Source organism: Mycobacterium sp., assembly GCF_036490025.1.
Lineage (GTDB): Bacteria > Actinomycetota > Actinomycetes > Mycobacteriales > Mycobacteriaceae > Mycobacterium.
The window spans coordinates 19,168-40,706 of sequence record NZ_DASXEP010000030.1; the positions used below are offsets into that span (position 1 = coordinate 19,168).

A 21,539-nucleotide genomic window follows, 5' to 3' on the forward strand; every position below is an offset into this window, starting at 1 on the left:
GGTAGGGTGCGTCCCATGCAGGAAACCCCCCGGCTGTTGTTCGTGCATGCCCATCCCGACGACGAGACCATCACCAACGGCGCCACGATTGCGCATTACGTCGCGCGCGGGGCGCAGGTGCAGGTGGTCACCTGCACGCTGGGCGAGGAGGGCGAGGTGATCGGCGACCAGTGGGCGCAGCTGGCCGTCGAGCACGCCGACCAGCTCGGCGGGTACCGCATCGGCGAGCTGACCGCCGCGCTGCGCGCCTTGGGCGTGAGCGGGCCGACCTACCTGGGCGGCCCGGGCCGCTGGCGTGATTCGGGCATGGTGGGCACCGAACCTCGGGGCCGACCCGGTGTTCAGCGGTTCAGCGACGCCGACGAACGCGAGGCCGTCGGCGCGCTGGTGGACATCATTCGCGCGCTGCGCCCGCACGTCGTGGTGACCTACGACCCCAACGGCGGATACGGGCATCCCGACCACATTCAGACCCACGTCGTCACCACCGCGGCGGTGGCCGCGGCCGGCACCGATGACTACCCGGGTACGCCGTGGGCGGTGCCGAAGTTGTATTGGACGGTCATTGCCCGCAGCGCGTTCACCGCGGGGTGGGAGGAGCTGGGCGCCGGCGATTTATTGGACGACTGGGTGATTCCAGCGCCCGACGGTGACTATTCAGCTTTTCAGGAACTCGGCTACGGCGACAACGAGATCGACGCCGTCATCGACGACTCGGATGCGCTACCGGCGAAGACGGCGGCACTGCTCGCGCACGCCACCCAGCTCACCGTCGGACCCACCGGCCGGGCGCTCGCGTTGTCGAACAACCTCGCCCTGCCGATCGTGCCGCAGGAGCATTACATTTTGGCCGCCGGCGCCGCAGGACACCGTGACGAGCGCGGTTGGGAGACCGATTTGCTCGCCGGTCTCGACCTGGCCGCGCCGGTCACACGGTAGGCTTCCGGCATGGACCCGGATCTGGACCAGAATCAGCAACACTGGCAGGACCGACTGGACAGCTTCCAGTGGGAGCTCATGTCCATCGTTTCCCAGTTGGACACCGTCCCAACCTGACCGCTACCACGCCGCGCCTCGGCCAGATCGGCGACACCGGCGTGACGGACCCCGCGGTCCGAATCGTTGTTCTGATGTTGCTCGCGGTCGACGGCGTGCTGTCCGCGGTCGGTGGCGCGATGCTGTTGCCGACCTATATCGGCTCCGTCCCGTTTCCCATCAGCGCGTTGATCAGCGGCCTGCTCAACGCGGCGCTGGTCTGGGCGGCCGGACGGTGGACCACATCGGCACGGCTGGCCGCGCTGCCGCTGTGGACCTGGCTGCTGACCGTTCTCGCGATGTGCCTGCCCGGCCCGGGCGGCGACGTCATCTTCGGTGGACGAGGCGTGCTGGCATACAGCCCGTTGCTGCTGCTCGCGCTGGGCGCACTGCCGCCGTTCTGGGTGCTGTGGCGGCACCGCGTCGTGCCCTGACCAGTCGTGCGACCTCGTCGGTCATCGCCGGGAGGGCAGGGACTCCCTGGTGCACCGCTGGAGACTACTGTTGTCGCTCATGGCACGCGTCGGGTCGCAGATTGATGGGGACGTGCGGATGAAATTCGGATGGCCGGAAGTTACACCAACGTGCCGTTGACTCCGGGCGAAGAGCCGACCCTGCTGCCCAGCCTGTCGGTCCCCCCGTCACCAGGCGGCTCCGCCATCCGGCGGGTACTGCGGCGTGCCCGCGACGGGGTGGCGCTGAACGTCGATGAGGCAGCGGTGGCGATGACCGCACGCGGCGAGGATCTGACCGATCTGTGCCGCAGCGCCGCGCGGGTGCGCGACGCCGGTCTGGAGGCGGCCGGCCGGCGAGGTGGCAGCGGGCGACTGCCGGTCAGCTACTCGCGCAAGGTATTCATTCCGGTGACCCATCTATGCCGGGACTCGTGCCGCTACTGCACGTTCGTCACAGTGCCCGGCAAGCTGCGCGCCCAGGGCACCGGAATGTATCTGGAGCCCGACGAGATTCTCGACATCGCCCGTCGCGGCGCTGAACTCGGTTGCAAGGAAGCGCTGTTCACGCTCGGCGACCGTCCGGAAGATCGGTGGCCGGAGGCGCGCGAGTGGCTGGACGAGCGTGGTTATGACTCGACGTTGTCCTATCTGCGCGCGATGGCGATCCGGGTGCTCGAGGAAACCGGCTTGTTGCCGCACCTGAATCCCGGCGTGATGAGCTGGTCGGAGCTGTCGCGGCTGAAGCCGGTGGCGCCGTCGATGGGCATGATGCTGGAGACGACGTCGCGGCGGCTTTTCGAGACGAAAGGCCTTGCGCACTACGGCAGCCCGGATAAAGACCCTGAGATCCGGCTGCGGACGCTGACCGATGCGGGTCGGTTGTCGATTCCGTTCACCACCGGTCTACTGGTCGGCATCGGCGAGACGCTCACCGAACGGGCCGAGACGCTGCACGCGATTCGCAAGTCGCACAAGGAGTTCGGTCACGTCCAGGAAGTCATCGTGCAGAACTTCCGGGCCAAAGAACACACCGCGATGGCCTCGGCGCCCGACGCCGGCATCGACGAATTCCTGGCGACGGTGGCGGTTGCCCGGCTGGTCCTTGGCCCGGCCATGCGTATCCAGGCACCGCCTAATCTGGTGTCGGCGCAGGAGTGCTTGGCGCTGATCGCGGCCGGTGTGGACGACTGGGGCGGCGTCTCGCCGCTGACACCCGATCACGTCAACCCCGAGCGGCCCTGGCCCGCACTCGACGAACTCGCCGCCGTCACCGCCGAAGCGGGATACGACCTGGTCGAACGGCTGACCGCGCAACCCAAGTACGTGCGGGCCGGAGCGGCGTGGATCGACCCACGAGTGCGCGGACACGTTGTGGCGCTGGCTGATCCGGACACCGGGCTGGCTCGCGACGTGACGCCGGTGGGCATGCCGTGGCAGGAGCCCGACGACGTGGCATCCTCGGGCCGGGTCGACCTGAACGCAGCGATCGACACCGAAGGCCGTAAGACCGAGACCCGCAGCGATCTGGACAGCGCATTCGGGGACTGGGAGTCTATCCGCGCGCAGGTGCACGACTTGGCCGCCCGGGCGCCCGAACGCATCGACACCGACGTGCTGGCCGCATTGCGTTCCGCCGAGCGCGACCCGGCCGAGTGCACGGACACGGAGTATCTCGCGCTGGCGACGGCCGACGGCCCCGCGCTGGAAGCGGTTGCCGCACTGGCGGATTCGCTGCGTCGCGATGTGGTCGGTGATGACGTGACGTTCGTGGTGAACCGCAACATCAACTTCACCAACATCTGCTATACCGGCTGCCGGTTCTGCGCGTTCGCGCAGCGCAAAGACGACGCGGACGCCTACTCGCTGTCGGCGGACGAGGTCGCCCAGCGGGCGTGGGAAGCCCACGTCGTCGGTGCCACCGAGGTGTGCATGCAGGGCGGCATCGATCCCGAGTTGCCGGTCAGCGGCTACGCCGATCTGGTGCGTGCGGTCAAGGCGCGCGTGCCGTCGATGCACGTGCACGCGTTTTCGCCGATGGAGATCGCCAACGGTGTGACCAAGAGCGGCTTGAGTATTCGCGAGTGGCTGACCAGCCTGCGGGAAGCGGGTCTGGACACCATCCCGGGCACTGCCGCGGAGATTCTCGACGACGAAGTTCGGTGGGTGCTCACCAAGGGCAAGCTGCCCACCTCGATGTGGATCGAGATCGTCACGACTGCCCACCAGGTAGGCCTGCGGTCGTCCTCGACGATGATGTACGGCCACGTCGACGATCCGCGGCACTGGGTCGGCCACCTCAATGTGTTGCGCGACATCCAAGACCGCACCGGGGGTTTCACCGAGTTCGTCCCGCTGCCGTTCGTGCACCAGAACTCGCCGCTGTACCTCGCCGGGGCGGCGCGGCCCGGGCCCACTCACCGTGACAACCGCGCCGTGCACGCTTTGGCGCGGATCATGTTGCACCGCCGCATCTCTCACATCCAGACCAGCTGGGTCAAGCTCGGCGTCGAGCGCACGCAGGTGATGCTCAACGGTGGCGCCAATGATCTTGGTGGCACGTTGATGGAGGAGACCATCTCGCGGATGGCCGGCTCCGAATTCGGCTCCGCCAAGACCGTCTCCGAGTTGACGGCGATCGCCGAGGGTATCGGCCGGCCGGCCCGTCAGCGCACCACCGACTACCACCCGCTTGCCGCGTAGCTTGGGACCATGAGCCCGCGGATCGACGACGACCGGTTCCCCGAGTGGCAGCCGTTCGTCGAGGCGGTGCAGCAGCGTCGGCCCGACGCCGGCACCTGGTGTGAGGCCTGGACGGTGCGCGACATCGTCGCTCACCAGGCCGGCAACGCCGACGAGCTGGCCCGGGTGCTGGGTGCCCACCTGGCCGGCGAGCCGGTGGCGACACGCGGATTCGAAGAACGCGAGGCCCCGCTGCGGGCGATGAATGACGCCGACCTGTGGGCGGCCCTGCACCGAAACATGGCCGTGCTCAATGAGGCCGCCGAGGCCGGCGACGATGTGCCGGCCGACACCGACGTTGCCTGGACCGGACGCACCATGAAGGTGCCGTGGTTCGCCGAGCACATGCGAGAAGAGCTGGTGCTGCACGGGTGGGATATCACCGGCGACGACGCGGCGGCGCAGGCGCGGATGGCACAGCCGTGGATGACGACGCACAGTGTGCTGGCGGTGGGCAAGCCGCTGCTGGTCAAGGGCGCGCAGCAACTGCGGCCGGGCGAACGCATCGAGGCGCGCCTGCGGGTGGCCGGTGCCGACGATGTGCTCCTGCGCGCGGACGCCGACAGCGCCACGATCGAGCTTGCCGACCCGGACGGGCCGGCAACGCTGGAAACCGATGCTGCCGCAAGGGTTTTGCTGCTGTGGGGCCGCCGCCCGGCCGACCCGTCGCGAATCTGCAGCCGCGTCGGTCCGGAGACGCTGGGCCGGCTGCGGGCTCTGCTGTCCGGCTACTGAGCGGCTACAGCCGGGCCGCCAGCTCGGTGCCCTGTTTGATGGCGCGCTTGGCATCCAGCTCCGCAGCGATCGCCGCGCCACCGATGACATGCGGGTTGATCCCGCCGCGGCGCAACTCGTCTTCGAGGTCGCGCACCGGTTCCTGACCGGCGCAGACCACGATGTTGTCGACCGCGAGCAGCTGTGGCCGCTCGCGCTTCGGGCCGAAGCTGATGTGCAGCCCGGCGTCACTCACCCGCTCGTAGTTGACGCCGGAAAGCTGGTGAACGCCTTTGGCTTTCAACGACGCCCGGTGCACCCATCCGCTGGTTTTGCCCAGTCGCTTTCCCTGGGCTCCGGTTGTGCGCTGCAGTAGGTAGACCTCCCGTGCGGGCGGCGCGGGGATCGGAGTGATCAGTGCGCCCGGCGCTTCCCACGGGTCGGCAACGCCCCATTCGGCCTTCCAGTCTTTGAGATTCAGCGTGGGCGACTCGTCGGTGACCAGGAATTCGCTGACATCGAAGCCGATGCCGCCGGCGCCGATCACCGCGACGGTCTTCCCGACCGGCTTTACGCCGGTGATGGCTTCGGCATAGGTCAGCACCATCGGATGATCGATGCCCGGGATGCGCGGAATCCGCGGTGCCACGCCGGTGGCCAGTACCACATGGTCGTAGCCGGCCAGGTCGGTGGCCGACACTCGAGTGCCCAGTCGTACTTCCACGCCGTGGGTCTGCAGCATCGTGGTGAAATACCGGATGGTTTCGTTAAATTCCTCTTTGCCCGGGATTCGGCGTGCCATGTCGAACTGGCCGCCGATGAACGTGTGGGCCTCGAACAGCGTGACCTGGTGACCGCGGGCAGCTGCGTTGACCGCGGTCGCCAGCCCGGCCGGGCCGGCACCGACGACCGCGACCGAGCGCGTGCGCCGGGTCGGAGACAGCACCAACTGCGTTTCGTGCCCGGCGCGTGGATTGAGCAGACACGACACCGTCTTCTTCACGAACGCGTGATCCAGGCAGGCCTGATTACAGGCGATGCAGGTGTTGATCTCGTCGTCGCGCGCGCCCTGGGCCTTGAGCACCCACTCCGGGTCAGCCAGCAGCGGCCGGGCCATAGAGATCAGCTGCACATGGGTGTCGGCCAGGATTTGTTCGGCGGCCTGCGGCATGTTGATTCGATTGGACGCCACCACCGGAATGTCGACGTGTCCGGCGACGGCATGGCTGATGTCGACGAAGGCGTTGTTAGGCACCGACGTGACGATGGTCGGCACGCGCGCTTCGTGCCAGCCGAAGCCGGAGTTGATCATGGTTGCGCCGGCGGCTTCGACTTCGGTTGCCAGCGTGAGGACGTCGTCCCAGCTTTGGCCGTCCTCGACGAAGTCGGCCATCGACATCCGGTAGCAGATGATGAAATCGGATCCGACTGCCGCACGTGCGCGACGCACGATCTCGACCGGAAATCGGCGGCGCTTCTCCGCGGTGCCGCCCCACGCGTCGTTGCGCTTGTTGGTTCGCGGCGCCAGAAACTGGTTGATCAAATACCCTTCGCTGCCCATGATTTCGACGCCGTCGTATCCGGCCTCACGGGCCAGCTGCGCGCAACGGGCGAAGTCGCCGATCGTGCTCTGCACGCCGCTCGACGAGAGCCGGCGCGGACGAAACGGGTTGATCGGGGCCTTGATCGACGACGCGCTCACCGAAAGCGGATGGTAGGCATACCGTCCGGCGTGCAGGATCTGCAGCAGGATCTTGCCGCCTGCGTCGTGCACCGCGCTGGTGACGCGGCGGTGTCGGCGTGCCTGCCCGGTCGAGGTCAGCTCCGAGGCGAACGGCAGCAACCAGCCGGTCCGGTTGGGTGCGTAGCCGCCGGTGATGATCAGGCCGACACCGCCGTGCGCGCGTTCGGCGAAATACTCGGCGAGCCGGTCGAGGTGGCGGGCACGGTCCTCCAGACCGGTGTGCATCGAGCCCATGATCACCCGGTTGCGCAGCGCAGTGAATCCGAGATCCAACGGGGACAACAGGTTTGGATAGGTCATCGCTGCTCCCGTGTTGGATCCGGTAGGGCGCTGGTGACTTCGTCGAGCCAGTCGATGGTGCTTTCTTCGGCGCGGATTCCGCCGCGCAACACCAAATACTGATGTAACGCGTTGCCGCGCAACGCCGCTGGATCGGGAAACTGTTTTTTCTCGAACCCGCGGTAGGTGTCCAGCAAGTGCGCGCGTTCGGCGCGCAGGGCAGTGATCTGTGCGTGCAGCGCGGCGGTATCGCCGTAGCCGGCACCGCGCAGCTTGACGGCTACTTCACGGGTGCGGGTGTCGCTGAGCGCGCCACCCCGTCTGGAATTGCCGTAGCCGGATCCGCCTTGCCCCAACGGTGCGGCGATCCAGCGCGCCAATTCCGCCCGGCCGGCCTCGGAGACGGTGTAGACCTTTTTGTCCGGCCGCCCGCGTTGCGCAACCGGCGTCGCGGCCACCCAGCCGTCGTCTTCCATCGTCCGCAGGGTGCGATAGATCTGCTGGTGCGTGGCGCTCCAGAAATAGCCGATCGAGCGGTCGAACCGGCGGGTCAGCTCGTAGCCGGAGCCCGACTGTTCGCACAGCGACACCAGGATCGCGTGGGGGAGTGCCACGCGCGCAGCATAGGAACAGCGGGCCGCCCTATGCAACTAGTTGCACTGCATCGACGCGCATAGTGACCAGGTGCTTGCGTTATATATGCAACGTCTAGTATCAGTAACCAAGACTCCGCATCGCCGGAAAGCGAAACGCTCGTGCACACTGGTGCGGGCTTTGGCCTACGGCACAGCCAATCAGCCACCTGGAGACCGTGAGGAGACGTCTGTGACGTACACGATCGCCGAACCGTGCGTCGACATCAAAGACAAGGCATGCATCGAAGAGTGCCCGGTCGACTGCATCTACGAGGGCGCTCGAATGCTGTACATCCACCCCGACGAGTGCGTCGACTGTGGCGCCTGCGAGCCGGTCTGCCCGGTCGAGGCGATCTACTACGAGGACGACGTGCCCGAGCAGTGGAACCAGTACACGCAGATCAACGCGGACTTTTTTGACGAGCTCGGATCTCCCGGTGGCGCAGCGAAAGTCGGCTTGACCGAGAACGACCCGCAGGTCGTCAAGGATCTCCCGCCGCAGGGTGAGGGCGACTGAGCCACCTGATGGGCCGCCGGCGGCTGTCGGGGTCTCTGCCGGAGTTCCCGTGGGACACCCTGGCCGACGCGACCGCGCTGGCCAGGTCGCACCCGGGCGGCATCGTCGACCTGTCGGTCGGCACACCCGTCGATCCGGTGGCCCCGCTGATCCGTGCGGCGCTCGCCTCGGCCGGCGCCGCGCCGGGATACCCCGCCACGGCGGGCACACCGCAGCTTCGCGAGTCGGCGGTTGCCGCGCTGAGCCGCCGATACGGCATCACCGGACTGACCGAGGCGGCCGTGCTACCGGTCATCGGCACCAAAGAACTCATCGCCTGGCTGCCGACCCTGCTCGGTCTTGGCGCCCAGGATCTGGTCGTGGTGCCCGAGCTGGCCTACCCGACCTACGACATCGGCGCCCGGCTGGCCGGCACCCGGGTGCTTTTCGCCGACTCGCTGACCCAGCTCGGCCCCCAGGCGCCGGCACTGTTGTACGTGAACTCGCCGAGCAATCCGACCGGGCAGGTGCTCGGCGTCGATCATCTGCGCAAGCTCGTGGGCTGGGCTCGGGACCGGGGCGCGGTGCTGGCCTCCGACGAGTGCTACCTCGGCCTGGGCTGGGGCGCCCAGCCGTTGTCGGTGTTGCATCCGTCGGTCTGCGACGGCGACCACACCGGTCTGCTGGCAGTGCACTCGCTGTCCAAGAGCTCCTCGCTGGCCGGGTACCGGGCCGGCTTCGCCGCCGGGGACTCCGACCTGGTCGGCGAGCTGCTCGCGGTGCGTAAACACGCCGGGATGATGGTGCCGCGGCCCGTTCAGGCGGCGATGATCGCCGCGCTGGACGACGACGCCCACGAGCGTGAGCAGCGTGACCGCTACCGGCAGCGCCGCGATCTGCTGCTGACGGCTTTCCGTTCGGCCGGCTTCACCGTCGACTATTCCGACGCCGGCCTGTATTTGTGGGTCACCCGCGGCGAGCCGTGCCGTGACACCGTCGCCTGGTTGGCGCAGCGCGGCATTCTGGCGGCGCCCGGTGAGTTCTACGGCCCACGCGGCGCCCGGCATGTGCGGGTGGCGTTGACCGCCACCGACGAGCGGATCGCCGCGGCGGTCGACCGGCTTGGCTAGTGTCGAGTGGCCACTTACGACACGCGGAATCGCGATCGGCGTGCAACAACGTCCCACTCGGAGGGAGCGGCGCTGATGACTGAGTACGGCTTCGAGGCAGTCGACCGGCTGCCGTTCAGCACCGAAGAGAAGGCACAGCGGTACCGCACCGAGAACTATCACGGCGCCGTCGGTCTCAACTGGTATCGCACCGACCCCACCCTGCAGGCCACGATGGCCTACTACCTGCAGCCAGGCGAGCTGGCCGTCGTCGAACCTCATCTGGACAGCATCGGCGAATTGATGGGCGGTCCGGTGGCCCGCTGGGCCGAACAGACCGACCGCACCCCGGCACACCTGGAACGCTACGACCGGTGGGGCCACGACATCAGCCAGGTAGTGCAGCCGGCGTCCTTCGTCGAGTCCAAACGAGCGGTGCTGCACGGGCAGCAGGCGCTCAAGGAGGACGCCCAGCAGGCCGGCGTCAACCCGTCGCTGCCGCTGTTCGCGGCCAACTATCTGCTGAACCAGGCTGACATCGGCATGGGCTGCGCGCTGGGAACCGGCGGCGGCATGGTCAAGTCGCTGGTCGCGGCCTATGCCCCCACCGACGTGCGCGAGCATGTGCTGGCCAAATTCGCCAGCGGGGAGTGGGAGGGCGAGACCGCTCAGCTGCTGACCGAGCGGGCCGGCGGCTCGGACCTCGGGATGTTGGAGACCACGGCCCGACGCGTCAGCGGCGACAATGGCGGAGCCTGGCTGCTTAACGGGTTCAAGTGGTTTGCGTCCAACTGCGACGGTCAAGTGTTCGTCGTGCTGGCCAAGCCCGAGGGCGCCCCGGATTCCGGCCGCGGCGTGGCGACCTTTCTGGTGCTGCGGACCCGTCGCGACGGCACCCGCAATGGCATTCGCATCCGGCGACTCAAGGACAAGCTCGGCACCCGATCGGTGGCCTCCGGTGAGGTCGAGCTGGTCGACGCGGAGGCCTTCCCGCTGTCCGGCGAACCCAGCACCGACGAGCAATCCGCTGACGGCAGGGGACTGGGCCGGATGATGGACCTGACCAACGCGTCGCGGCTCGGCATCGCCCTGTTCGCGCTGGGTAACGCGCGCCGCGCACTGGTCGAATCGCTCTGTTACGCCAGGCAGCGGCGGGCGTTCGGCGACCGGCTGCTCGACAAGCCGCTGATGCGCCGCAAGCTCGCCGAGATGATCGTCGACGTGGAAGCCGCCCAGGCGCTGGTGTTCGACGGCCTGGGTTTCGCCAACCACCGCCAGCGCCGCCCGGTGCGGCAGCGTATCGCCGTGCCGGTCACCAAGCTCAAGGTGTGCCGGCTGGGCATCACCATGGCCTCCGACGCGATCGAGATCCATGGTGGCAACGGATATATCGAGACGTGGCCGGTGGCCCGACTGCTGCGGGACGCACAGGTCAACACAATCTGGGAAGGTGCTGACAACATACTGTGTCTTGACGTTCGCCGGGGCATCGAGCGCGCCCAGGCTCATCAGCCTTTGCTGGAACGCCTGCACGAAGCGGTCTCAGCCTCGGACGACGACGAGACGACACGCCTGGTGCGCTGCCGCGTCGACGATCTGGAAGCGGCGATCACGGCCTGGAGGAAACTCGATGGCACGGTTGCCGAGGCGCGGCTGTTCGCGCTTACCCGCTTCATCGGCGATGTGTATGCCGGCGCCTTGTTGACCGAGCAGGCCGCCTGGGAGCGGGCCGCCCGCCAGAACGGCCGCAAGGCGCTCGTGGCACGCTTGTACGCATTGCGCTACCTCGCTGACCAGGGACCACTTCGCGGCATGGACGTCGAAAGCGACGATGCGATTGAACGATTCGATGAGTTGGTTGAGGGTTCGCTTTTGATCGACCGATAGCGGGCTTCCCCACTTCGCCTCGTCCCGGCGCGCATGATTGGCCGGATGCATCGTAGGCTTTCCCGGGACCATCAAGATTTCGTCAAGAATTTGGGGTGACACGATTGGCTGACGCGCAGGGGATCGCGCCATCTTTTTCCGATGGCTGGAAGCGGGCCTTCCTCGGGAAACCAATGATCAACGACCAGTTGCAGCATGAGAGATTGTCGAACCCTGTTGCGCTGGGCGTGCTTTCGCCTGATGCGATTTCCTCGACCGCCTACGGCTCAGAGCAGGTGATGATTGAGCTGCTGCCGGCCGCGGGGTTGGCTGCGTTCTCACTGTTGATTCCGATCACCGGTGTGATCCTGGTGATTCTGGTGTTGGTGGCCGCCTCGTTCCGCCAGGTTGTCATGGTTTACACCCGGGCCGGGGGCTCGTATGTCGTTACCCGGGACAGCTTCGGGCCGCGAGTGGCGCAGGTCGCCGCCGCGTCATTGCTGATTGACTATGTGGTCACGGTGGCGGTGCAGTCCGCGGCCGGGACGGTGGCGGTGGTCTCGGCGATACCGGTGTTGGGCCCGTACAGCTTGGAAATGACGGTGGGCATTGTGCTGCTCATTTGTTATGCCAATCTGCGCGGTTTGCGAGAAGCGGGTCGACCATTCGCGATCCCGACGTATGCGTTTGTGACGATGGTGTCACTGATGATCGTGGTCGGGGTGGTGCGGGAACTTTTCTTCGGCGGTTTACCGAAATACGATCCGGCTCACATTGTGGGCGCGGTTCCGGTCCATCAGGGCAATGGATTGGTGATGGGTGCCACGGTACTGATCTTGTTGCGGGCGTTCGCCAATGGTGGTTCGTCGTTGACCGGGGTGGAGGCGATCTCAGACACCGTCAGCAGTTTCCGCAAACCCGAGGGCGTCAACGCGCGCAAGGTGATCACCGTGATGGCCTGTGTTTTGGGCTTTCTGTTGACGGGGGTGGCGTATTTGACGTATGTCACCCACGCCACGCCGTATGCGAACGGCTATCCGTCGATGCTTTCCGAGATTGCCCGGGCTGTTTTCGGCAACGGGATGATCGGCCATGTCTTGTACATTCTGGTGCAGACAGCGACGGCGGCGATTTTGATCACCGGTGGTAACACCAGTTTTAATGGATTTCCCACACTCGCCAATTTCGTTGCCGGCGACCGTTTTCTGCCGCGGCCGATGATGAAGCGTGGTCATCGGCTGGTGTTTTCCAACGGCATCATTACGCTGACCGCGCTGGCGGTGGCGCTGCTGGTGTTCACCGGTGGATCGGTGAATGCGCTGGTGCCGTTTTATGCGATCGGGGTGTTCACCGGGTTTTCGATGTGCGGCTACGGTATGACCAAATACCACCTCATTCATCGCGAGCCGGGCTGGCGGTACAAGCTGGCAATCAACCTGTCGGCAGCAATCTTGTCGACGATCGTGGTGGGGATCTTCGCCGTGGCGAAATTCACCGAAGGCGCGTGGCTGATCGTGGTGGTCTTCCCCATCCTGGTGCTTTTCTTGATGCGGCTCAACCGGCAGTATCGCGCCGAGGCGTCGGTGTTGGAGACCTCGCTCGTGGACGCTCCGGACTGGGACAAGCATGACCGGCACCGGGTGTTCGTCTTCGTGGACAGCGTCGATTTCGCCGAGATCGAGGCGATGCGCTACGCCAAGGGGCTGCACGCTGACGAGTTGACCGCCGTGCACTTCGTCCTGGACGCAGCTCGTGCCGCGCGATTGCAGGAGCGCTGGCAACACTTCGGGCACCGCACCGAGTTGCGGCTGATCCAGTGCCTGGATCGAAACTTGAACCGGGCCGCACAAGATCTCGTGTGCCAGGTCAAGCGGGACCACCCGGACACCACGGTAACGGTGCTGTTGCCGCGCCGAGAGTTCGCGCCGCTGGTCGGCCGGCTGCTTCATGACCGCACCGCCGACAAGATGGCCCGGGTGATCAGCCGAATTCCGGGTGCGAGCGCGCAAATCATGGCCTACGACATCGAGTCTCGAATCGCGCAGATCACTCGGGCGCGAGGAGGATCTCCAGATCGGCAGAGCGTTGGGGATAGCCGGCTAGACGTGGCCCAACCGCAATAAGCCCGGCTGGATGGTTCAGCCCCAGATCGTCGAGTAACCCGAGGAAGTGATGCGTTGTGACAAAGCCGGACCAGAACTCGAGCATTCCGCCGTCTTTCGTCGATGGATGGAAGCGCGTCGTCCTCGGCCAGCCGCTGACGACCGAGCAGCTTGAATCGGAACGGCTGACCAATCCGGTTGCGCTGGGCGCTATTTCGCCGGACGCGATCTCGTCGACCGCGTACGGGCCCGAGCAGGTCATGATCGAACTGCTGCCCCGCGCCGGGATGGCTGCATTCACGTTGCTGCTCCCGATCATCGGCGTCATCCTGTTCATATTGTTGCTGGTCTCGGCGTCGTATCGCGGAGTTGTCACCGCATACACCCGTACCGGCGGGTCATACATGGTGGCACGAGACAACTTCGGGCCCCGGGTGGCGCAGATCGCGGCTGCGGCGTTGTTGATCGACTATGTCGTCACCGCAGCGGTGCAGCCCGCGGCCGGGACCGTCGCGGTGGTGTCGGCGATACCGCTATTACGGCCCTATCACCTGGAACTGACGGTGGCGGTGCTGATCTTGATCTGTATCGCCAACCTGCGGGGATTGCGGCAATCGGGCCGGCTCTTCGCGATCACGACATACTGGTTCGTCGCCATGATTCTGCTGACGATCGTCACCGGTCTGATTCGTGAAATGTTCTGGGGTTTACCGAAATACGATCCCGCCCACATCGACGGAGCGGTGCCCGTCCATCAAGGCAGCGGACTGGTCATGGGCGCGACGGTCCTGGTGCTGTTACGAGCATTCGCCAACGGCGGTACATCGCTGACCGGCATCGAGGCGATCTCCAACACCGTCAACGTCTTTCGCGAGCCGCAGGGCGTCAACGCCCGTCGCGTGCTGACCATAATGGCGTGCATCTTGGGGGTCTTGTTGGCCGGGGTTGCCTGGCTTGCTTTCGTCACCCACGCCACCCCGTATGTGGATGAATACCCATCGATGCTCTCGGAGATCACGCGTGCGGTTTTCGGCAGCGGTACGATCGGCAACGTCTTCTACTTTTTAGTCCAGGCATCCAGTGCCGCAATTCTTTTCACCGGCGCGAACACCGGGTTCAACGGGTTCCCGGCCCTGGCGAGTTTCGTTGCGGAAGACCGCTTCTTGCCCCGGCCGCTGACCAAACGCGGACACCGGCTGGTGTTCTCCAACGGAATCATCACGTTGACCGCGCTCGCGGTGGCGCTGTTGCTGGTCACCGGGGCATCGCTGAACGCGCTGGTGCCGTTTTACGCCATCGGGGTGTTCACCGCTTTCGCGATGGCCGGCTATGGCATGACCAAACACCATCGCACTCGTCGTGAGCCGGGCTGGCGTCACAAAGCGGCGGTCAACCTGTCGGCGGGGATCATGTCGACGATCGTGGTCGGCATCTTCGTGGTCGCCAAGTTCACCGAGGGCGCCTGGCTGGTTGTGCTGATCTTTCCCATCCTCGTCTACGCCTTGGTACGACTGAACCGGCAGTACAGCGCCGAGGCATCCGTGCTGGAGATGTCGCGCAACGAGCGTCCCGAGTTGGCCAAATACGCGCGGCTGCGGGTGTTCGTCTTCGTGGATTCCGTCGACCTTGCCGAGGTCGAGGCGCTGCGCTATGGAAAGGGCCTGAACGCCGACGAGCTGCTCGCCGTCCACTTCGTGGTAGACGCCGACCATTCCGCTCAGCTGGAGGAGCGCTGGCAGCACTTCGAGCACGACACCCAGCTGCGGGTGATCGACTGTCCGGACCGCAATTTGAGTCGGGTCGCACAGGAACTGGTCGTGCGGGTGAAACAAGAGCATCCCGACACCAAGGTCACGGTGCTGTTGCCCCGTCGAACATATTCGACGTTGCTGGGTCGTCTGCTCCATGACCGCACCGCCGACAAGATGGCCAGGGCTGTCAGCCGCGTCCCCGGAGCCACCGCGATCATCGTGCCGTACGACGTCGAGTCGCGTATCGCCCGGGTTGATCCGGACGCGCTGGCGCAAGCCGGCCGCGGGTAAAACTGGCGAACGACTGAAGCGTGCCGCCTAGACTGCTCCGGGACGCTGAATCTCAGATGGGGTGGTCGTGACAGCTGAAGCGCGCGAGCAGGACATACCTCCGTCTTTCTCTGACGTGTTAAAGCGCGTCTTTCTGGGCAAGCCGCTGATCACCCAGGAGTTGTCCAACGAGCGGCTTTCGAATCCCGTTGCCCTGGGCGCGCTTTCACCCGACGCGATCTCGTCGACGGCCTACGGTCCGGAGCAGATCCTGACGGAGCTGCTGCCGCACGCCGGGTTGGCCGCGTTCGTCTTGTTACTGCCCATCATGGGTGTGATCCTGGTGATCCTGGCGCTGGTCGCCGCATCGTACCGGCAGGTCGTGATGGCCTACACCAAAGCCGGCGGCTCCTACATCGTCGCCCGGGAGAACTTCGGGCCCAAAGTGGCGCAGGTGGCTGCCGCGGCGTTGTTGATCGACTACGTCGTCACGGTGGCGGTGCAGTCCGCGGCGGGCACCGTCGCGGTGGCGTCGGCGCTGCCCGCGCTGGGGCCCTACAGCCTGGAGATCACCATCGGGGTGGTACTGCTTATCTGCTACGCGAATCTGCGCGGATTGCGTGAGGCCGGCCTGGCGTTCGCGATTGCCACCTACTCCTTCGTGCTGATGATCGTCGCGATGATCGTGACCGGCGTTGTCCGGCACCTTATTTGGGGCTTGCCGCAATATGATCCCGGCCACGCCGCGGGAGCAGTGCCGGTCCATCAGAGCAGCGGCCTGGTGATGGGCGCCACCGTTCTGGTGCTGCTGCGGGCCTTCGCGAACGGCGGCTCGTCGCTGACGGGTGTGGAAGCCATCTCCAACACGGTCAACGTCTTTCGTAAGCCGCAGAGCGTCAATGCCCGGCGCGTTCTCACCACCATGGCCTGCATTCTGGGGCTATTGCTGGCGGGGGTCGGCTATCTCGCCTACGCCACCCATGCGGCGCCTTACCTCAGCGAATATCCGTCGGTGCTTTCTCAGATTGCCCGCGCGGTCTTCGGCAACGGGATCATCGGCCAATCCATGTACGTCTTGGTCCAGGTATCGACGGCGGCGATTTTGTACACCGGCGCCAACACCAGCTTCAACGGGTTTCCCGCGCTGGCGAGTTTCGTTGCCGAGGACCGCTTTCTGCCGCGGCAGCTCATGCAGCGCGGTTATCGGCTGGTGTTCTCCAACGGCATCCTCACACTCGCGGCGCTGTCGGTGGCGCTGCTGGTGTTCACTGGCGGATCGGTCAATGCGCTGGTGCCGTTTTACGCGATCGGAGTGTTCACCGGCTTCTCGATGGCCGGCTATGGAATGTCCAAACACCATCTGGTGGAACGCGAACCGGGCTGGCGACACCGGTTGGCGATCAACTTCTCCGCGGCGGTGTTGTCGACGATCGTGGTGGGGATCTTTGCCGTGGCCAAGTTCACCGAGGGCGCCTGGCTGGTCGTCGTTGTGTTCCCGATGTTGGTGTTCGGGCTGATCCGGCTCAACCGCGAATACCGGGCCGAGTCCGCGATCTTGGAAGCCTTTCGCACCGACCGTCCCGAGATGACCAACTACGCGCACCATCGGGTGTTCGTCTGCGTCAACTCGCTTGATCTCGCAGTGCTCGAAGCACTGCGCTACGGCAGGGGATTGCGCGCCGACGAGTCGATCGCGGTGCATTTCATGATCGACTCTGACCATGCTGCCGCACTGCGAAAGCGTTGGGATGACTTCGATCTCGACACCCGGTTGCGGGTGATCGATTGCCCCGACCGGCAGATCGTTCGCGCCGTGCAAACGCTGGTCGTCAGGGCCCGAAACGAACACCGCGACACCCACGTGACGGTACTGCTGCCACGCCGCACGTATGCGCCGTTACTGGGACGACTGCTGCACGACCGAACCGCGGACAAGATCTCCCGAGCGGTCAGCCGAATTCCGGACGCCGCGGCCACCATCGTCCCCTACGACGTCCAGTCTCGGATCCGCGAAGCTTTCCCGGACGTCTTGGAGCAACGCATTGCCGCCAAGGTCGAGGAACTCGAGATGCGGATTTGGCGCGGCGAGGACGAGCCCGCTGAGAACTACGAGCACCCGGAAAAGCCCGCGACGGTGATCGACGTGAACGATGTGATTCCGGGACGACGCGCCACGGTCGAAGGCCGGGTCAGTGAGATCGAAGACATCACCAGACGCGGAAAAACGTCCCGCTGGATTGTTGTCGGCGACGACAGTGGCGAGATCCGGGTGACCTTCCGGCCCGGGCACGGCGACGACATTCAACCCGGTCAAGTCCTGCGCGTGACCGGGAAGGCTAGCCAGAGCGGCACCAAGCAGGTGTCGATGCTCGATCCGACGTACGCGGTGATCGAGACACCCGAGGAGTCTTAGCCCAGCGACGTAGGGTGCAATCCGTGCCCGTCCACCCCGAGGTCTCCGACGCGTTGGCCGCCGGCCGGCCGGTGGTTGCCCTGGAGAGCACGATCATCAGCCATGGTCTGCCGCGGCCGGACAATCTGCGCGTCGCACGCGAGATCGAGGCGGCGGTGCGATCCGGCGGAGCAGTACCGGCGACGATCGCGATCATCGGCGGGGAGCCGCACATCGGGCTCGACGATGTCGCGCTGCGGCGTATCGCGGAGGGTGACACCGTGGTCAAGGTGAGTGTGCGCGACGTCGCGGCGCTCGCGGCCCGGGGCGGAGACGGTGCGACCACCGTCGCCTCGACCGCGCAGCTTGCGGCAGCGGCGGGCATTACCGTCTTTGCCACCGGAGGGCTGGGCGGTGTGCATCGCGGAGCCCGCGACAGCTGGGACGAGTCGGCGGATCTGATGACCCTCTCACGCACTGGTGTGCTGGTGGTCTGTGCGGGCGTCAAGTCGATCCTGGATGTCGGGGCGACCCTCGAGCGGCTGGAATCGCTGAACGTCGGTGTGATCGGCTATCGCACCGATCGGTTTCCGGGCTTTTACCTCGCCGATTCCGGTCACCCGGTGGGCTGGCGGGTGGACACACCGCAACAGGCCGCCGATGTGCTGCGCGCCAGGCGGCGGCTGGGCGCCGACGGGTACGGGCTGGTGCTGGCCAACCCGATCACACCCGCCGACGAGATGGACCGCGCGTTGCACGACCGCGTGCTGGGCGCCGCACTGGCCGCCGCCGAAACGGCCGATGTGCGCGGCAAGGACGTCACGCCGTTCCTGCTCGACTTCTTTCATCGCGAGACGTACGGCGCATCGGTGGCGGCCAACGTCGCGCTGGTGCTGTCCAACGCCCGGTTGGCGGGGGAGATCGCCGCGGCTTACCTCGCGGGCTGAGAATGCTCAGGCGTCGATCACCACGCGGTCGCTTTTCCCGCGTGAAACGCAGACCAGCATCTCGTCATCGCCCTCCGCAGTGCGGCCACGTCGGTCGACCTGCCCGGCCATCACCTTGACCTTGCAGGTCCCGCAAAAGCCCTGCTGGCACGAATACGCGGTCGTCGGGTTCTCGTCTCGCATCACGTCCAACGCCGACCGGTTGGCCGGCACGCTGAGCACGCGCCGGGAGCGGGCGAGTTCCAGCTGGAAGGGGGTACCGTCGACAACCGGCGGCGGGCTGAACCGTTCGTAGTGCAGGGGTGCGTTGGCGTGCTCGTCGCGCGCTCCGCGCACCGACTCGAGCATCGGGCTGGGACCGCACACATAAACGGCCGTTGCCGGTCCGGCATCGGCAAGCAGCTCGGCGGCGGTTGCGAACCGGCCACGCTCGTCGTCCGCCCACACCGTGACCCGGTCCGGCGCCACCGCCATCACCTCGTCCAGCAGCGGCATGTGCTGCCGGCCGCGTCCGGCATAGACAGCGCGCCAGTTGATTCCGTGTTGCTGGGCCAGTTGGATCATCGGCAGAATCGGCGTCACCCCGATGCCGCCGATCACGAACAACACCTCCCGCTCGTCGGTCACCAGATAGAAGGCGTTACGAGGGCCCTCGAATTCGCAGGTGCTGCCCACGTCGAAACTGTCGTGCATCTCCAGCGAGCCACCGCCGCCGTCGGCAATCCGGCGCACGGCGATACGGTAGTCGGTTCGCCGCCCTGGCGGACCACACAGCGAGTACTGGCGACGGCGCCCCGAGGGCAGTCGAACGTCAATGTGCGCGCCGGGTTTCCAGGACGGCAGCAATCCGCCTTGCGCGTCGGCCAACGTCAACGCGACCACATCCGGGGTCAGCGTTTCGCGCTTGGTGACCACCGCGGTGATGGTGCGCTGCACCGGCGTCACTCGCGACGGCGTCCACCGCGAAGCCGCCGCAAAACCGCCGAACACCGTGCCCACGCCGTACAGCGCCGTGTAGGCCCGGTCGCGCCCGCGGCGTTGGTACAAGTCGGCGGGCCTGGTGTTCCAAATAGTCTCTGTCACAGTGCAATTCCTATGCTGATCGGTTGTCGACCCAGTCGCTGGTGAGACGGGCGATGACCTCGGGATGAGAGGCGACCACCCAGTGGCCGCCCTCGATCGGGACGACGCGGCCGCCGGCCGGGATCGACCCGGTGTACCGCTGCAGGGCGGGCGTGACGAAATAGTCCTTGCGCGCCGCCAGCACCTGCACCGCGACTGTTGTCTGCGGCAGCTGTGCCGGCGGCGCCAGCATCGGTGCGGGCATGTTGGCGCGGTACAGGTTGAGACCGTTGAGGTAGTCGTCGATCGATCGGGTTGTCGCCGCCCGGCGCCGGCCACCGGCACGTGCCCGGCCGAGGAGCTCAACAGCCTCAAAGGTTTTCACGGTCGCGCGGGACCGGATCGCTAACTCGGGCACACCCGGGCACAGGAAGAACCAGATGTAGGACGACGCCAGAATCTGTCTCACGACGGCGAACAGTGCGCGGGGGGTGCGTGGCGATCGCAAGAACTTGCCCGCATAGTTCAGGTGCGGACCCGAGATCGAGGTGAACGACCCGATTTTGGTCATCACGCCGTGGTCGGTGACCGCTGCCCAGCCTTGGATCGAGCCCCAGTCGTGCGCCAGGAGGTGGACATGATCCACGCCCAGGCTGTCGATCACCGCGCCGACGTCGGCGACCAGCTGGTTGAGCCGATACCCGGAGCGCTTTGTCGGCGTTGAGGATTCGCCGGCCCCGCGCACGTCGTAGGCCACGAAGTTATACCGGTCGATCAGGTTGGCGGCGACCCCATCCCATACCTGGTGATTGTCGGGGTAGCCGTGGATCGCCAGGACGGTCGGGCGTCGCGGGTCGATGTGGCCATAGGCGTGTACCGCCAGCGAGACGCCGTCCGACGCCGCAACCGTGGTTGCCTCGGTGATGGTTTCAGTGCTGGTCATGGGCCCTCCGCCTGGTGCTCAGTGCGACGCGCGTGCAGCGGGTGATCTGGCCAAGTAGTCGATCGCGCGTTCCACCCCGCCCAATTGGGAAGGATGGAACTTCGGCGTGTAGTACGCGCCGATCACGCGCAGGAACTGAAATGGCCCGGGCACCAACCGCAGGCGCGCCGCGCGGAAGTAGTCACGCCAGCGCGGCTTGGCTCTCGGTGGCAGATGCGGGTCGACCGAGTACATGAACCGCACGCCGCGGATGAACAACCACAGCAACGACGGCGTGATCAGCAGCTGGGTGCGCACCTGCCGCCAGTACCCGGCACGCAGGTGTTTCATGGTGTCGAACGCGACTGCCTTGTGTTCGACCTCTTCGGCGCCATGCCAGCGAAGCAAGTCCAGCATCACCGGGTCGGTGCCGAGCGCGTCGTGTTGTGGGGTGTCGAGCACCCACTCGCCCAGGATGGCGGTGTAGTGCTCGAGGGCCGCCACCATGGACACCCGCTCGAGCAACCAGCTCTGCCGTCGCCGGCGGCTCCACCCGGGCCGGTCACCGATGAGCTTCTCGAACAGCCAGGCCATCTGGTCGGTGAACGGCGTCACGTCGATGCCCTTTGCCGCGAAGTGGTCCTGCACACCCGCGTGCGCTTGAGAATGCATGGCCTCCTGGCTGATGAAGCCTTGCACATCCAGCCGCAGCTGATCGTCTTTGATCAGCGGCAAGGTGTCCTTGAATGCCTCGACGATGAACTCCTCGCCCGCCGGCAACAACAGGTGCAGGACGTTGCAGAAGTGGGTGCTGAAGGGCTCGTTGGGCACGTAGTAGAACGGCAGCGTCGCCCAGTCGAACTCGACATCACGTGCTTGCAGAACGATCCGCTCGTGATCGAGCGACGCGTCATGCGGACCCGCCGCCCGGTCGTCGACTGTGTACATCATCAAACCCCTTGTGTCGCTGGGTTGTTGGTAGGTTATTGCGCGCCGACCCGCTAGGTTGTCGCGCGCCGAC

14 protein-coding genes and 2 pseudogenes are annotated in these 21,539 nt (G+C 66.1%); 11 read left to right on the forward strand and 5 right to left on the reverse strand.

Features of this window, described 5'->3' with window-relative positions; all coding sequences use genetic code 11:
• The first annotated feature begins 15 nt into the window (after positions 1-15).
• The 4 genes from mshB to VGG53_RS03780 all read left to right on the forward strand — a co-directional run bounded on the left by mshB (position 16) and on the right by VGG53_RS03780 (position 4,964).
• Positions 16-939, forward strand: coding sequence for an N-acetyl-1-D-myo-inositol-2-amino-2-deoxy-alpha-D-glucopyranoside deacetylase (gene mshB, locus VGG53_RS03765; RefSeq protein ID WP_331516653.1), 924 nt, complete (start codon positions 16-18; stop codon positions 937-939).
• A 113-nt stretch (positions 940-1,052) separates the two neighbouring features.
• On the forward strand, positions 1,053-1,469 hold the full coding sequence (locus tag VGG53_RS03770) for a hypothetical protein (RefSeq protein WP_331516671.1): 417 nt from the start codon (positions 1,053-1,055) through the stop codon (positions 1,467-1,469).
• 129 nt (positions 1,470-1,598) lie between these two features.
• Complete coding sequence (locus tag VGG53_RS03775) at positions 1,599-4,190, forward strand: bifunctional FO biosynthesis protein CofGH (RefSeq protein WP_414688875.1); 2,592 nt, start codon at positions 1,599-1,601, stop codon at positions 4,188-4,190.
• Between the two features lie 9 nt (positions 4,191-4,199).
• Positions 4,200-4,964 carry a maleylpyruvate isomerase N-terminal domain-containing protein gene (locus VGG53_RS03780; protein ID WP_331516654.1) on the forward strand — a complete coding sequence of 255 codons (765 nt, stop codon included), beginning with the start codon at positions 4,200-4,202 and terminating at the stop codon, positions 4,962-4,964.
• Between the two features lie 4 nt (positions 4,965-4,968).
• Here the strand turns inward: VGG53_RS03780 and VGG53_RS03785 are convergent, their stop codons facing one another.
• Both VGG53_RS03785 and VGG53_RS03790 read right to left on the reverse strand, forming a co-directional pair.
• Positions 4,969-6,987, reverse strand: a complete 2,019-nt coding sequence (locus VGG53_RS03785; RefSeq protein ID WP_331516655.1) for an NADPH-dependent 2,4-dienoyl-CoA reductase — start codon at positions 6,985-6,987, stop codon at positions 4,969-4,971.
• Positions 6,984-7,580: a PadR family transcriptional regulator gene (locus tag VGG53_RS03790; protein WP_331516656.1), complete on the reverse strand. Its 597-nt coding sequence runs from the start codon at positions 7,578-7,580 to the stop codon at positions 6,984-6,986. Before VGG53_RS03790 ends, VGG53_RS03785 begins: the two co-directional genes overlap by 4 nt.
• A 211-nt stretch (positions 7,581-7,791) precedes the next feature.
• Here VGG53_RS03790 and fdxA point away from each other — a divergent pair, with 211 nt between their 5' ends.
• The 7 genes and pseudogenes from fdxA to VGG53_RS03825 all read left to right on the forward strand — a co-directional run bounded on the left by fdxA (position 7,792) and on the right by VGG53_RS03825 (position 18,534).
• Positions 7,792-8,118, forward strand: coding sequence for a ferredoxin (gene fdxA / locus VGG53_RS03795; protein WP_331516657.1), 327 nt, complete (start codon positions 7,792-7,794; stop codon positions 8,116-8,118).
• Positions 8,119-8,141: 23 nt separating this feature from the next.
• Positions 8,142-9,227 carry a succinyldiaminopimelate transaminase gene (gene dapC / locus VGG53_RS03800; protein ID WP_331516673.1) on the forward strand — a complete coding sequence of 362 codons (1,086 nt, stop codon included), beginning with the start codon at positions 8,142-8,144 and terminating at the stop codon, positions 9,225-9,227.
• A 75-nt stretch (positions 9,228-9,302) separates the two neighbouring features.
• Positions 9,303-11,093: an acyl-CoA dehydrogenase family protein gene (locus VGG53_RS03805; protein ID WP_331516658.1), complete on the forward strand. Its 1,791-nt coding sequence runs from the start codon at positions 9,303-9,305 to the stop codon at positions 11,091-11,093.
• A 95-nt stretch (positions 11,094-11,188) separates the two neighbouring features.
• Positions 11,189-13,117 (forward strand): annotated as a pseudogene (locus VGG53_RS03810) (APC family permease); the annotation flags it as partial.
• Between the two features lie 134 nt (positions 13,118-13,251).
• Positions 13,252-15,201, forward strand: a pseudogene (locus tag VGG53_RS03815) (APC family permease); the annotation flags it as partial.
• 82 nt (positions 15,202-15,283) lie between these two features.
• Entirely contained in the window at positions 15,284-17,608 is a 2,325-nt protein-coding gene (locus VGG53_RS03820; RefSeq protein WP_331516659.1) for an APC family permease, read from the forward strand.
• A 23-nt stretch (positions 17,609-17,631) separates the two neighbouring features.
• Positions 17,632-18,534 (forward strand): pseudouridine-5'-phosphate glycosidase, encoded by a 903-nt coding sequence (locus tag VGG53_RS03825; RefSeq protein ID WP_331516660.1) that lies wholly within the window; start codon positions 17,632-17,634, stop codon positions 18,532-18,534.
• Between the two features lie 6 nt (positions 18,535-18,540).
• Here the strand turns inward: VGG53_RS03825 and VGG53_RS03830 are convergent, their stop codons facing one another.
• Genes VGG53_RS03830 through VGG53_RS03840 form a run of 3 tightly spaced genes read right to left on the reverse strand, consistent with a single transcriptional unit; the run spans position 18,541 to position 21,466 of the window.
• Positions 18,541-19,617: a PDR/VanB family oxidoreductase gene (locus tag VGG53_RS03830; protein ID WP_331516661.1), complete on the reverse strand. Its 1,077-nt coding sequence runs from the start codon at positions 19,615-19,617 to the stop codon at positions 18,541-18,543.
• Positions 19,618-19,627: 10 nt separating this feature from the next.
• Positions 19,628-20,539: an alpha/beta fold hydrolase gene (locus VGG53_RS03835; RefSeq protein WP_331516662.1), complete on the reverse strand. Its 912-nt coding sequence runs from the start codon at positions 20,537-20,539 to the stop codon at positions 19,628-19,630.
• An 18-nt stretch (positions 20,540-20,557) separates the two neighbouring features.
• Positions 20,558-21,466 carry a metal-dependent hydrolase gene (locus VGG53_RS03840; protein ID WP_331516674.1) on the reverse strand — a complete coding sequence of 303 codons (909 nt, stop codon included), beginning with the start codon at positions 21,464-21,466 and terminating at the stop codon, positions 20,558-20,560.
• Positions 21,467-21,539: the final 73 nt, after the last annotated feature.